This is a genomic window from Agromyces binzhouensis, from assembly GCF_004135055.1.
GTDB classification, from domain to species: domain Bacteria; phylum Actinomycetota; class Actinomycetes; order Actinomycetales; family Microbacteriaceae; genus Agromyces; species Agromyces binzhouensis.
The window spans coordinates 1-12,307 of the sequence record NZ_SDPL01000049.1; the positions used below are offsets into that span (position 1 = coordinate 1).

Annotated in this window: 13 protein-coding genes; 6 read left to right on the plus strand and 7 right to left on the minus strand. The window is 71.8% G+C overall.

Annotated features, from left to right (window positions below; genetic code table 11):
• Positions 1–52 precede the first annotated feature (52 nt).
• Positions 53–418 (minus strand): DUF1801 domain-containing protein, encoded by a 366-nt coding sequence (locus tag ESO86_RS04605; protein ID WP_129233706.1) that lies wholly within the window; start codon positions 416–418, stop codon positions 53–55.
• A gap of 78 nt (positions 419–496) precedes the next feature.
• Between ESO86_RS04605 and ESO86_RS04610 the strand changes: the two genes are divergently transcribed.
• Entirely contained in the window at positions 497–1,396 is a 900-nt protein-coding gene (locus ESO86_RS04610) for a formylglycine-generating enzyme family protein (RefSeq protein WP_129233707.1), read from the plus strand.
• A 4-nt stretch (positions 1,397–1,400) separates the two neighbouring features.
• Here ESO86_RS04610 and ESO86_RS04615 read toward each other — a convergent pair whose 3' ends face one another.
• A complete protein-coding gene (locus ESO86_RS04615) occupies positions 1,401–2,135 on the minus strand; it encodes a flavodoxin family protein (protein ID WP_129233708.1) in 735 nt (244 codons plus the stop codon).
• A gap of 29 nt (positions 2,136–2,164) precedes the next feature.
• Positions 2,165–2,698, minus strand: a complete 534-nt coding sequence (locus ESO86_RS04620; protein ID WP_129233709.1) for an adenine phosphoribosyltransferase — start codon at positions 2,696–2,698, stop codon at positions 2,165–2,167.
• Between the two features lie 76 nt (positions 2,699–2,774).
• Here ESO86_RS04620 and ESO86_RS04625 point away from each other — a divergent pair, with 76 nt between their 5' ends.
• Positions 2,775–3,329 (plus strand): DUF3817 domain-containing protein, encoded by a 555-nt coding sequence (locus ESO86_RS04625; RefSeq protein ID WP_340638833.1) that lies wholly within the window; start codon positions 2,775–2,777, stop codon positions 3,327–3,329.
• A gap of 84 nt (positions 3,330–3,413) precedes the next feature.
• Here the strand turns inward: ESO86_RS04625 and ESO86_RS04630 are convergent, their stop codons facing one another.
• Entirely contained in the window at positions 3,414–6,551 is a 3,138-nt protein-coding gene (locus ESO86_RS04630; protein ID WP_165307327.1) for a carbohydrate binding domain-containing protein, read from the minus strand.
• 287 nt (positions 6,552–6,838) lie between these two features.
• On the opposite strand from ESO86_RS04630, the gene ESO86_RS04635 reads away from it, so the two are divergent.
• From ESO86_RS04635 to ESO86_RS04650, 4 genes are all read left to right on the plus strand, one after another.
• Positions 6,839–7,657, plus strand: coding sequence for a shikimate 5-dehydrogenase (locus ESO86_RS04635; protein ID WP_129233711.1), 819 nt, complete (start codon positions 6,839–6,841; stop codon positions 7,655–7,657).
• A 97-nt stretch (positions 7,658–7,754) separates the two neighbouring features.
• Positions 7,755–10,103 (plus strand): phosphoribosylformylglycinamidine synthase subunit PurL, encoded by a 2,349-nt coding sequence (purL, locus tag ESO86_RS04640; protein ID WP_129233712.1) that lies wholly within the window; start codon positions 7,755–7,757, stop codon positions 10,101–10,103.
• A 37-nt stretch (positions 10,104–10,140) separates the two neighbouring features.
• A complete protein-coding gene (locus ESO86_RS04645; protein WP_129233713.1) occupies positions 10,141–10,641 on the plus strand; it encodes an NUDIX hydrolase in 501 nt (166 codons plus the stop codon).
• A complete protein-coding gene (locus ESO86_RS04650; RefSeq protein WP_129233714.1) occupies positions 10,641–10,895 on the plus strand; it encodes a nuclear hormone receptor DNA binding domain-containing protein in 255 nt (84 codons plus the stop codon). The genes ESO86_RS04645 and ESO86_RS04650 overlap by 1 nt, the downstream gene beginning before the upstream one ends.
• A 24-nt stretch (positions 10,896–10,919) precedes the next feature.
• Here ESO86_RS04650 and ESO86_RS04655 read toward each other — a convergent pair whose 3' ends face one another.
• From ESO86_RS04655 to ESO86_RS04665, 3 genes are all read right to left on the minus strand, one after another.
• Positions 10,920–11,465 (minus strand): hypothetical protein, encoded by a 546-nt coding sequence (locus ESO86_RS04655; RefSeq protein ID WP_129233715.1) that lies wholly within the window; start codon positions 11,463–11,465, stop codon positions 10,920–10,922.
• Between the two features lie 92 nt (positions 11,466–11,557).
• Positions 11,558–11,977, minus strand: a complete 420-nt coding sequence (locus tag ESO86_RS04660) for a pilus assembly protein CpaE (RefSeq protein WP_129233716.1) — start codon at positions 11,975–11,977, stop codon at positions 11,558–11,560.
• Between the two features lie 33 nt (positions 11,978–12,010).
• Positions 12,011–12,211 (minus strand): hypothetical protein, encoded by a 201-nt coding sequence (locus ESO86_RS04665; protein WP_129233717.1) that lies wholly within the window; start codon positions 12,209–12,211, stop codon positions 12,011–12,013.
• Positions 12,212–12,307: the final 96 nt, after the last annotated feature.

Genomic DNA, 12,307 nt, shown 5'->3' on the forward strand with positions numbered 1-12,307 from the left:
GGGGCGACGGCCGGAGGGCGGTGCGCCGCGGTCGCGGAGCGCGGGCGCAGGGTCAGGTCGCGTCGCGGGCCGCGATCCAGGCGCGGACCAGCGCCTGCAACGCCTCGCGCTTGTGCTCCAGGTCTCCCGAGTCGACGAACTTCGCGACGCGCGAGACGTCGCCCTCGCCCTCGAGCAGGCCGTCCGGATCGGGGAGCTCGGCCCCTCGGTGGAACATGAGGCTCGCGTGCGCCTTCGCCTTCGGGAAGAACGAGGCGATGTTGCCCCGGTACACGAAGGTCGGGGCCTGCCACTTGATGGTCTCGGTCACCCGGTCGTCGGCGTCCAGCACGGCGTCGCGCACCGCCATCACGAGTTCGCGCTGCGGGTTGTCGTAGCGCTCGAACCAGGCATCCACGGTCGGATCGTGCCGGACCATGCCCGCAGTATCGCACCGCAGCGCGACGACAGCCAGAGGCCCGGCCGAGGTCCCGGGCGGCGCCGGTACCCTGAACGGATGGCCCTGACCGAGCTCGTCCCACTGCCGGGTGGCACGTTCCGCATGGGCAGCGACGCCCACTACGCCGAGGAGGCGCCGCAGCACGAACGGCAGGTCGCGCCGTTCGCGATCGAGCGCCACCCGGTCACGAACTCCCAGTTCGCCGAGTTCGTCAGCGCGACCGGATACGTCACGACCGCCGAGCGCCCGCTCGACCCCGTCGAGTTCGCCGACGTCCCGGAATCCGATCGTGCGCCGGGGTCGCTCGTGTTCACGCCGACCGACGGCCCGGTCGACCTTCGCGACTGGCGCCAGTGGTGGCGCTGGGTGCCGGGCGCCGACTGGCGCCATCCGTTCGGCCCGGGCTCGGGGCTGGAGGACCGCGCCGACCACCCGGTCGTGCACGTCGCCTTCGCGGACGCCACGGCGTACGCCGAATGGGCCGGTCGCCGCCTGCCCACCGAGGCGGAATGGGAGTACGCGGCGCGCGGCGGGCTGGACGGCGCCGAGTTCGCGTGGGGCGACGAGCGGACGCCCGGCGGCGTCGTCCTGGCGAACACCTGGCAGGGGTCGTTCCCGTACCGCAACGAGGGCTGGGGCGGCACCTCTCCCGTCGGTGCGTACCCGCCGAACGGGTTCGGGCTCGTCGACGTCATCGGCAACGTGTGGGAGTGGACCTCGGACCCGTTCACGCCTCGACACGTTCCCCCGGGCGCGGCATCCGTCGACCGCGGCGAGCGCGCCGACCTGCTCGCCGGCGCGGCTCCCTCGCGCGCACTGCACGTCACCAAGGGCGGGTCGCACCTGTGCGCGCCCGAGTACTGCCGCCGCTACCGACCGGCCGCGCGCTCGTCCCAGGCTGAGGACTCCTCGACCACGCACCTCGGCTTCCGCTGCGCGGCCGACGTCACGGGCTGAGTGCTCAGCGGTACTCCGGGTTCGGGTGGTCCGGCGTGGGCCGGTACCCCCAGCGCTCCCCCGATTCCCACTCGTCGCGGACGTTGCCGATCGCGGGGATCCCGCCCGCATCGTTCAGCAGCCTGGCGAGGTGCATGAGGTTGTACGTCATGAACGTCGTGTTGCGGTTCGTGAAGTCGTTCTCGGGGCCGCCGGAACCCTCGTCGAGGTAGCTCGGGCCCGGGCCCGCCTCGCCGATCCACCCGGCGTCTGCGGCAGGAGGGATCGTGTAGCCGATGTGCTGCATCGAGTAGAGCAGGTCCATCGCGCAGTGCTTGATGCCGTCCTCGTTGCCCGTGATGACGACCCCGCCGACCTTGCCGTAGAAGGCGTACTGCCCCTTGGCGTTCCGCTCGCCGCTCATCGCGTAGAGGCGTTCGACGAGTCGCTTGGTGACCGACGAGTTGTCGCCGAGCCAGATCGGCCCGCCGATCACGAGGATGTCGGCGTCGCGGATGCTCGGCCAGATCTCGTCGGGCCACGCGTCCGTCGCCCAGCCGTGCTCGCGCATGTCGGGGAACACGCCCGTCGCGACGTCGTGGTCGACGAGCCGGAAGGTCTCGACGGCGACGCCGTGCTGGCGCATCAGTGCGATGCTCGCGTCCATCAGGCCCTGGGTGTTGCTCACCTCGGGCGACCGCTTGAGCGTGCAGTTGACGTACACGGCGCTGAGGTCGCTGAAATCCGGTGCTGCTGCCATGGAGCGACGGTACTCCGGACGCCCGGGATTCAGTACCGGAGAACGCTGTGTATCTCGACGGCATCGCCGAGCCGGGCCCGCCCGCCGAGGTCGAGGAGCTCGATCGCGACCGATACGCCCGCGACGCGCCATCCGGCCCGCTCGATCAGGGTCGCCGCCGCCTCGACCGTGCCGCCCGTGGCGAGCACGTCGTCGACGATGAGCACGCGCGAGCCCGGGGGAAGCTCGTCCTCGTGCACCTCGAGCGCGGCCGTGCCGTACTCGAGGTCGTACTCCTCGCGGAGCACCGCGCGCGGCAGCTTGCCGCCCTTCCGGACGGGAAGCACGCCCGCGCCCGAGAGCGCCGACGCGGCTCCCGCGAGCAGGAAGCCGCGCGCCTCGAGACCGGCGAGGTGGTCGAACCGACCGGCGAACGGCGCGGTGAGCGCCTCGGACAGTGCGCGGAACGTCGGGCCGTCGGCGAAGACCGGGGTCAGGTCGCGGAACACGACGCCGGGCTCAGGGAAGTCGGGGATGACGGCGAGCTTCGACTCGACGAGGTCGCGGACCTGCGCTTCGTTCACCGCAACACCCTACTCCGGGCCGAGCTCCGCCATTCGTTCGACGCGGACGGTGGTACCCGCTTGAGAGGATGGTCCGGTGAGCTCCCCCGATCCGAACCCCACGACCGCCACCACCTCGAATCCGCTCCGACTCCCGCCGGCCACGACGCCGGTCACGTCGGTCGCGCCCGGCCTGACGCCGAAGCGGCTGTTCCGGCTCCTCGCGGTCGCCGAGGCGATCACCTGGACCATCCTCATCACCGCGCTCATCATGCGCGCCACGCTCGGCCTCGACTGGGCGGTGCTCGTCGGCGGCTCCATCCACGGCTTCGTCTTCCTCGCGTACGCGTTCACGGCGGCGCTCGTCGGCGTCAACCAGCGCTGGCCGTTCGGGCTCATCGTGCTGGGCGTCGTCTTCGCGATCGTCCCCTACGCGACGATCCCCTTCGAGCTGTGGCTGCTCCGCCGCGACAAGCTCGACGGACCGTGGCGGCGGGAGCCGACCGACCACCCCGCCGACGGCAACGTGATCAACCGGATGCTGCACTGGTTCCTCGCCCGTCCGCTGCTGCTGACCGTGGCCGCCGTGCTCGGCATCGCCGCGGTCTTCACGATCCTGCTCATCGTCGGCCCGCCCGGCGGCCGCGACTGACCGCTCGCCCCCGGGCATGACGAAGGGCGGGGCGGATGCCGCGGCATCCGCCCCGCCCTCGTTCGTCGGGCTATCGGGTCGCGTTCACTCGACCGTCACTCGGTCGATCGAGTGCGTGCCCTTGCCGGCGAACGTGAGGGCGTAGCCCTGCACGTCCGTGAGCGTGAGCCCGTCGTCGGGGGCGCCCACGGGCTGCTCGTCGGCCCGCTTGAAGGCGTCGAACGGAATCGTCACCTCGTGCCAGCCGGCCGTGCGGTCGACGATGCCCGCGACGAAGCGCTCGGCCGTGTCGGGCGCCTGGTAGACGCGGACGTAGTCGACCGTGAGCGACTGCGGGAACTCGAGGTCGTCGCCCAGGGCGCCGCCGAAGTTACCGCCCACCGCGATGTTGGTGATGAGTGAGAACGGGTGGTCGAAGACCCACTCGTTCGGCGAGACATCCGCCGGGTCGGCCTCGTGGTACTCGATGCCGTCGACCGACCAGACGATCTCCTCCGGGGTCCACTCGACGGCGAACTCGTGCCAGCCCTCGGGCACCGGCTGACCGAAGTCGTAGATGCCGCCGTACGACTGGCCGCCCGAGTAGCCGGGGCCGTGGATGGTGCCGAAGACCTCGTTGGGCAGGCGCCCGACGTACTCCATCACGTCGATCTCGCCGGTCTGCGGCCAGCCGACCTCGCGGAAGTCGGTGCCGAGCGACCACACCGCCGGCCAGATGCCGCTGCCCTCGGGCAGCTGCACGCGCGACTCGATGCGGCCGTACTCGAACTCCTGCTTCTGCTCGGTGATCAGGCGTGCCGACGTGTACTCGCACGGGCCGTACCAGCACTCCAGGCCTTCCGCCTCGCCGTCGACCTCGCGGGCCGTGATGACGAGGTTGCCGTCGCCGTCGAGCGCCGCGTTGTCGGTGCTGTCGGTGTAGTACTGCAGCTCGTCGTTGCCCCAGCCCCAGCCGCCGGTCTCGTAGGTCCAGTTCTCGGGGTTCGCCGGCGCGCCGGCGGGTCCGTCGAACTCGTCGCTCCACGCGAGCTCCCACGTGTCCGGGCCGCCGTCGGGCGCCGGGTCGTCCTGGATGCCGACCGTGATGCGGGTCGGCTTCCCGGTGCCGTTCACCATGAAGCTAATGCCGTCCGCGTCCGACCAGTCCTGGCCGCCGGCGAACTCGCGCGACATGGTCGCCGTGCCGGTGTGGGTGAAGTCGGCGACGCCCTCGAAGGCGGCCTGGCCGTCATAGGCGTCGGCGTCGCCCGCCGCGATCTCGCGGGTCGTGAGCTCGGCATCGCCGGTGACGTCGTAGAGCCACGGCTCCGTCTCGAAGTCCTCGATGAGCGACGGGTCGATCGGGTCGTCGTCCTGGATGCTCACCGTGGCGGTGCGCACGAAGCCGAACTCGGCGCCCTGCGGGTCGGAGAGCCGGACGATGAACGTCTCGTCGACCTCGTGCTTGCCGTCCTCGATGGTCGGCAGCTCGATCGTCGCCTCGCGCTCCCCGGCCGGGATCGTGACCGATCCGCTCGCGGGCGTGAAGTCGCGATCCGCGGTCGCCGAGAGGTCCTCGGTCGCGGTGCGCGCCTCGGTCGCCTCGGCGGCCCAGTCGACCGTGACATCCGTCTCGGCCACGCGGTTCAGGCGGATGACGCCGGTCACCGTGTCGCCCTCGTCGACCTCGTAGCCCGACCGGTCGAACCCGACCGCGAGCGCGGGCGGCTCGGCCTCGCCGTAGACGAGCACGTCGTCGTAGAGGAAGGTCTGCGGCGTGGTCGTCCGGAGCGACCCGAACGCGTACCCGTGCATGTCGGTGAGGGTCAGCCCGTCGTTCGGGGCGCCGTTGCCGATGTTCTTGCGCGAGAACTCGTCGAAGTCGAACGTGAGGAACTTCCAGCCGCGCCAGTCGTCGGAGAACGAGACGACGAAGCGCTCGGCGTCGTCGGTCGTCGAGCCGGGGTTGCGGTTGTCGAGCAGGTCGAGGAAGAGGTCGGTGCCGGAGCCGTTGCCGTACATCCAGAACCCGATGCCCTCGTAGGTCGACCAGTCCTCGGTCGTCCAGGCGTCCGCGGCCTCGTTCGTGAAGTTGCGCACGACGACGCCGAAGCTCGTCACGTCGAAGTCGGCGCGCAGCACGTCGTTGCCCTCGGGGGCACCCGGAACCGGGGCCGGCGGGGCGTCGGTGCGCTCGAACGCGACGGTGCTGCTCGGGTCCTGCGCCTCGAACCAGCCGACGGGGATGCCGCCGGCGTCGCCGCGGACGAGCGGCGACTCGTGGTCGTCGACGATCGTCGTGCGGCCGGTCGGCGGCCCGACGACCTCGCCGTCGTCGTCGAGGATGGTCACCTCGAGCGAGGTGAGCGAGCCGAGCTGCGCACCCGACGGGGCGGTGAGCTGGAGCGAGAAGGTCTCGTCGCCCTCGTCGGCGTCGTCACCGGTCGTGGCGACCTGGATGATGCGGCTCGTCTCGCCGGGCGCGAACTCGACGGTCGTGGTCGGGTCGGCGTAGTCGCCTTCGGCGAGGGTCGCCGTGCCGTCGACGGCACCGAGTTCCACGGTCACGGGCGATGCCGATGCGAGGTCCAGCCGCACCTCGACGTCGATCGCGTCGCCCTCGATCGCGGAGGCGGCCGCGGTCGAGAAGGAGACCGACGGAGTGAGGTCGGAGTCCGAGAAGACGGCGATGTCGTCGACGCGGATGGTGTCGGCGCCGTTCACGGCGGGGATCGCGTAGCCCCACAGGCTCGTGAGCCCGAGGCCGTCGTCCGGTGCGCCGCCGGGCTGGAAGTCGGTCGCGCGCGTGAACGCCGACCAGGGCAGGCGCACCTCCTTCCACCCGTCGACGTCGTCGACGAGGTCGACGTCGAAGCGCTCGGAGGCGTCGGCGTTGGCTCCGCCGTCGAAGAGCTCGACCTGGTAGACGGCGCCGTTGCCCGAACCGTCGACCATCAGGGTCACGCCGTCGAAGGCGCTGACGTCGCGGGCTCCGGCGAACGTCTGGCCGACGCCGCCGAACGAGCCGGGGGCGGTGACGTCCCAGCCGTACGAGACGACCTTCGTGGGCCCGGACTGGCCGGGCTTGGCGTCGGGCGAGTCCGCGGCGACGTCGACGATGCCGAAGCCCGCTGCGCCGTACGAGAAGAACCCGTCGGGTGCGCCGCCCTCGAAGTCGGCGATGACGGAGATGCTGCCGGCTGCGGAGGCCGGTGCTGCGGCTGCGAGTGGCGCGACGACCACGGCCGCAGCTGCCACTGTCGCGGCAGTGCGCCGTGAGAGCGCTCTCTTCTTCGAGTCCATTCGTGCTCCATTGCAGTAGGTGAAGGGAACGACCGAGGTGGTCCCCGACAGGGTAGGCAGGCCTCGGCGATTCCCGCAAGCCCCTTGTGGATACTGGGATCGATGCCCAGCTGTCCGGTTCAGGCGTTCGGCGCCCGGGAAATCGCTCGCCAAGCAGACACCCGAGAGAGCGCTCCCACAACATATCCAGTTCCGGCCCGATCGAGCCACGCGAGGAGAATGGCGGCATGCCGATCCTCAACAAGGACATGCAGGTCTGCATCTCCCTCTCCGGTCGCCCGTCGAACCTCGGCACGAGGTTCCACAACTTCATGTACGACGAACTCGGGCTGAACTTCCTTTACAAGGCGTTCACGACCGACGACCTCGAGGGCGCGATCCGCGGCATGCGCGCGCTCGGCTTCCGCGGCTGCTCGGTGTCGATGCCGTTCAAGGAGGCCGTGATCCCGCTCGTCGACGTGATGGAGGCGTCGGCCGCGGCGATCGAATCGGTCAACACGATCGTGAACGACGACGGCCGGCTCACGGCATCCAACACCGACTACGAGGCGGTCGCGCAGCTCATCTCCGAGCACGGGCTCGACCCGGCGGCGCGCGTCGTCGTGCGCGGGTCCGGCGGCATGGCGAAGGCCGTGGTCGCCGCCTTCCGGGGCGCGGGCTTCGACGACCTCACGGTGCTCGCGCGCAACGCGGAGACCGGACCCGCACTCGCAGAGAAGTACGGCTACGCCTGGGTGCGCGACGAGCCCGAGGCATCCTTCGACGTCGTCGTGAACGTCACGCCGATCGGCATGCAGGGGGCGGATGCCGCGTCGCTCGCCTTCGACGAGCCGCTCATCGAGCGCGCCTCGACGGTCTTCGACGTGGTCGCGTTCCCCGCCGAGACGCCGCTCATCGCGGCGGCTCGGGCCGCCGGCACGCCCGTGATCACGGGCGCCGAGGTCGTGGCGCTGCAGGCCGCACGCCAGTTCGAGCGCTACACGGGCGTCGCGCTCACTCGCGACCAGGTCGAGCGGGCCGCCGCGTTCTCCCGCGCGGAGCCCTGACCGGCGCATGCTCAGGTGAGCACGCCGGGTAGACTCGGTGCGACCGGCATCCGCCCGCGGCATCCGTCTCGCCGCCGTTTCCAGGAGCTCGCCACCCGTGACTGACGCACCCGCCACGACCGCTGCGCCGACCCCGGCCACCACGACGCCGGTGCTCGACACCGTCGAGGTCGCCACGGCCACCCCCGAGAAGGAGCAGCCGTACGCGGCGCTCGGCGTGAAGCCCGACGAGTACGAGCGGATCCGCAACATCCTCGGCCGCCGCCCCACGAGCGCCGAGCTCGCCATGTACTCGGTCATGTGGAGCGAGCACGCCTCGTACAAGTCGAGCAAGGTGCACCTGCGCCAGTTCGGCAAGAAGGTCACGCCCGAGATGAAGCAGCACCTCATGGTGGGCATCGGCGAGAACGCCGGCGTGCTCGACATCGGCGAGGGCTGGGCGGTCACGTTCAAGATCGAGTCGCACAACCACCCGAGCTTCATCGAGCCGTTCCAGGGCGCCGCGACCGGCGTCGGCGGCATCGTCCGCGACATCATCTCGATGGGCGCGCGACCGGTGGCCGTGATGGACGCGCTGCGCTTCGGCGCCATCGACGACCCCGACACCGCTCGCGTCGTGCACGGCGTCGTGTCGGGCATCAGCTTCTACGGCAACTGCCTCGGCCTGCCGAACATCGGCGGCGAGACGTGGTTCGACCCGACGTACCAGAAGAACCCGCTCGTGAACGCCCTCGCCGTGGGCGTGCTCCGGCATGAGGACCTCCACCTCGCCAACGCCAAGGGCGTCGGCAACAAGGTCGTGCTGTTCGGCGCCCGCACCGGCGGCGACGGCATCGGCGGCACGTCGATCCTCGCCTCCGACACGTTCGCCGAGGGCGGCCCGACCAAGCGCCCCGCGGTGCAGGTCGGCGACCCGTTCGCCGAGAAGGTGCTCATCGAGTGCTGCCTCGAGCTGTTCGCCGGCGATCTCGTCGAGGGCATCCAGGATCTCGGTGCGGCCGGCATCTCGTGCGCGACCAGCGAGCTCGCGGCCAACGGCGACGGCGGCATGTCGATCGTGCTCGACGACGTGCTGCTGCGCGACCCCTCGCTCACGCCCGAGGAGATCCTCATGAGCGAGAGCCAGGAGCGCATGATGGCGATCGTGAAGCCCGAGAAGCTCGCCGGCTTCATGGAGGTCGTCCGGAAGTGGGACGTCGAGACGAGCGTGCTCGGCGAGGTCACCGACTCCGGACGCCTCTCGATCACCTGGCGCGGCCAGGAGATCGTGAACGTCGACCCGCGCACGGTCGCGGTCGACGGGCCCGTCTACGAGCGGCCGATGACCGTCCCGTCGTACCTGGAGGCCCTGCAGGCCGATACGGCCGCGTCGCTCGCCCGCCCCGCCGACGACGCCGGCGACGAGCTGCGCGCCCAGTTCCTGCAGCTCGTGGGCTCGGCGAACCAGGCGGATGCCGCGTGGATCACGAACCAGTACGATCACTACGTGCTCGGCAACACCGCGCTCGCCGCGCCCGACGACGCGGGCATGATCCGCGTCGACGAGGAGTCGGGGCTCGGCGTCTCGGTCGCCACCGACGCGAACGGGCGCTACTGCCAGCTCGACCCGCGCCGCGGCGCGCAGCTCGCGCTCGCCGAGGCGTACCGCAACGTCGCCGTGACCGGCGCGACCCCGATGGGCATCTCGGACTGCCTGAACTTCGGCTCTCCCGAGAACCCCGAGGTGATGTGGCAGTTCGCCGAGGCCGTCACTGGCCTGGCCGACGGATGCCTCGAACTGGGCATCCCCGTCACCGGCGGCAACGTGAGCTTCTACAACCAGACCGGCGACGTGCCGATCCACCCGACCCCGGTCGTGGCGGTGCTCGGCGTGATCGACGACGTCGCGCGTCGCATCCCGTCGGGCTGGCAGGACGAGGGGCACAACATCTACCTGCTCGGCGAGACGTACGCCGAGCTCGACGGCTCCGCGTGGGCGGGCGTCGTGCACGACCACCTCGGCGGGGTGCCGCCGTTCGTCGACCTGGCTCGCGAGAAGCAGCTCGCCGAGCTGCTGCGCGCCGCGGCGCTCGAGGGCCTCATCGACTCGGCGCACGACCTCTCCGACGGCGGCCTCGCGATCGCGCTGGCCGAGGGCGTCGGCCGCTTCGGCGTCGGCGCGCGCGTGATCCTCGGCGAGGTCATGGAGGACGCCGGGATCGACCTCGCGACCGCGCTCTTCTCCGAGTCGACCGGCCGCGTGATCGTGACCGTGCCCCGCGAGGACGACGTCAAGTTCCGCGGCCTCTGCGAGGGTCGCGGCTACCCCGTGCGCCGCATCGGCGTGACGGATGCCGCGTCGAGCTCGCTCGAGGTGCAGGGCGCGTTCACGGTGTCGATCGACGAGCTGCGCACCGTGAACCGCGCTCCGCTCGCCGACGCGTTCGGCCCGGTCGTCGGCTACTGAGCCGTCCGTCGGGTCCGAGCGGATCGAGGAACGACGCATGCCGGGCGGCGAGCGCCAGACGTACTCCGAGGCGTACGCCGCGGAGCACGGGACGTTCGCGCTGATCCCGGCGGCGTACGTGTTCCTCGTCGACGGCGACCGCGTGCTGCTGCAGCTGCGCGCGGGAACCGGATACTACGACGGCTGGTGGGCCGCGTCCGCCGCCGGGCACGTCGACCCCGGCGAGACGCTCATGGCGGGCGCCGTGCGCGAGACGCTCGAGGAGATCGGCGTCGACGTCGACCCTTCCGAGCTCGAGCCGATCACGGCGATGCACCGCACCGCGCCGACCGGCCGGCCGGTCGACCAGCGGCTCGACGTGTTCTTCGCGGCGCGCTCGTGGCGCGGCATCCCGACCCTGCAGGAGCCCGACAAGGCGAGCGCGCTCGAATGGTTCGCGCTCGACGACCTGCCCGAGCGGCTCGTGCACCACGAGCGGTTCGCCCTCGAGGGCTGGCGCGACGGCGGCCTGCCGGCGGTCACGGCGTTCGGATTCTGATGGAGGCGCTCGTCGGCGTCCTCGGCGCGCTGTTCGCGGCGGCGCTCGTCGTGGGCATGACGGTGCGCGCCATCCGCGCGCCGCGCGGGCAGCGGGCACGGTCGGCGTTCGGCCCGCTCATGGGGGCGGGCGAGACGTACCAGGAGCTGCACACGGGGCAGCGCGGACTGCACGACTCGGTCATCGAAGCGATCGCCGAGCAGGAGCAGCGCCCCTCGCGGACCGACGCCGACGACGAGCCGCCTCCCGGGTGAGCACGCGGGCTCCGGTGGCTCGTGTCAGGCGCCCTGCGGCGGGTGCACGAGCAGGTCGACGCGCTCGGCGAGGTAGGCGTCGAGCGGCAGTGCCGCATCGGCGAACGCCGGGTTCCAGCGCACGCCCACGACCGAGGTGCCGTCGTCGCGCGGGATGAGCCGGAGCGGCCCGTCGCCGACGGCGAGCGCGTCGGGTTCGAGCGACAGGGGCTCGGCGTCGAACACCACGGTCTCGCCCTCGGGGATCCCGCCCTTGATCGCGGCAGCGCGGTACGCGCGGTGCTCGGCGACCGAGTCGGCGAGCACGCTCCGTCGCACCGCGCGCTCGGCGCGCACCACGCGGCCGGTCGAGTACAGCCGCGCATCGGCGTCGAGCAGCAGCACGCCCAGTCGCCAGACCGGCCCGACGACGCGCATGCGCGGAGCGCGCGGCATGCCGAGCACGCGCCGACCCGCGACGAACTCGGCCAGCGTCTCGGTTCGAGCGGATGCCTCGACGAGCACGCGCACGGCGCCCTCGACGGCCTCGCGCGCCCGCGCGGCCGCGGCCGCGGCATCCGTCTCACCCATGTGTCGAGCCTAGACACGGCCGGCGAGTGTCCACGGAATGCGGCTCGGCTGTGCCCGGACCCGCATTGGCCGGACACTCGCCGCCCACGCGCTCAGCGCGTGCGCTCGATCAGCGCGAGCAGGGCCATGCCGTAGGCCTCGGCGGCGTCGGGGTGCTCGAACGCGAGCGTGTCGCCGCCGAGGCCGATCGACACCTCGAACGCGTCCGGCAGGCGGCGCAGGCTCCGGAACGTGGCGCGGAGCAGCTCGCGCAGCTGGTCCTCGCGCGGCAGCCAGATGGCGTCGGCGAGCGCGACCGAGTCGAGGGCCCACTCCGTCGTGCCGTTGAAGCCGAGGATCGTGCCGGTCTCGTGCCGGTGCGTCTCGATCGTCATCTCGCTGACCGTGAAGACGTCGGCCTCGGCCTCGGCCTCGACGTTGCTCGGCAGGTCGAGCTGGAAGCGGTCGCCCGACTGCGGATGCCACGCGAGCCCGGCGTCCCGCAACTGCAGGGCGAGGTCTCGGCTGATCATGCGGACACGCTACGCGCTCGCGCCGGCAGGAACCTAGTCGCGCCGCTTCCGGATGCGCGCCGGGCCGAGCCCCGCGCCCAGGCCGACGATGATGATCCCGGCGAACAGGAACCCGTAGCGCCCGCTGAGCACGCCGAACAGTCCGAGCACGACGCCGACGACGACCACCACGCGTGCGATCCGCAGGCGGACCCCGGGCTGCGACCACCAGCGCGAGACCAGGCCGCGGATCACGGGCGCGACCCGACGTCGAAGGTGCGACCGACCGCGTCCTCGGCCAGCGCCCACACGCGGGCGCCGGTGCGCGCGTCGCGGCTCGTGCGCGTCGGC